Origin of the sequence: Arsenicibacter rosenii (assembly GCF_001870735.1) — a bacterium.
GTDB lineage: Bacteria > Bacteroidota > Bacteroidia > Cytophagales > Spirosomataceae > Arsenicibacter > Arsenicibacter rosenii.
Window position 1 is genome coordinate 1 of the sequence record NZ_MORL01000329.1, and the last position, 353, is coordinate 353.

1 protein-coding gene is annotated in these 353 nt (G+C 59.5%); it reads left to right on the forward strand.

Annotation, left to right across the window (positions count from 1 at the left end):
• Positions 1-353 (forward strand): hypothetical protein (locus tag BLX24_RS33320; RefSeq protein ID WP_374755035.1); only part of this gene is annotated, 353 nt, incomplete at both ends.

The following is a 353-nucleotide window of genomic DNA, read 5'->3' on the forward strand; positions in this document are numbered from 1 at the left end:
TTACTGGTGGCTACCCTTTGCCGGCCGGAACGGGTCTCGGGTTGGGGCAAACCCTACCGGGACGATCCCGCCTGGAACGGTGACCGGCGGGAAGACTACAACGAGTTTAAGGCCCGCGACCGGCTGGCACTGGTCCGCAAAACCGGCTACCCGCAGCGGATGGCGGTCCTGCTTTACTTTGCTGCCAATTTCAAAACGCTCATGGACCGCTATGCCGTTTTTGCGCAGGAAGCCGGGGCCGATCAGACGGCTACGGCCGAAGAGTATCCCGGCCAGAGCATGATGAAAAACCAGCACCTGCTGGCGGAAAAACATATTTTCGGTAACATCAGCCAGACCAAAGCCGCCAACGT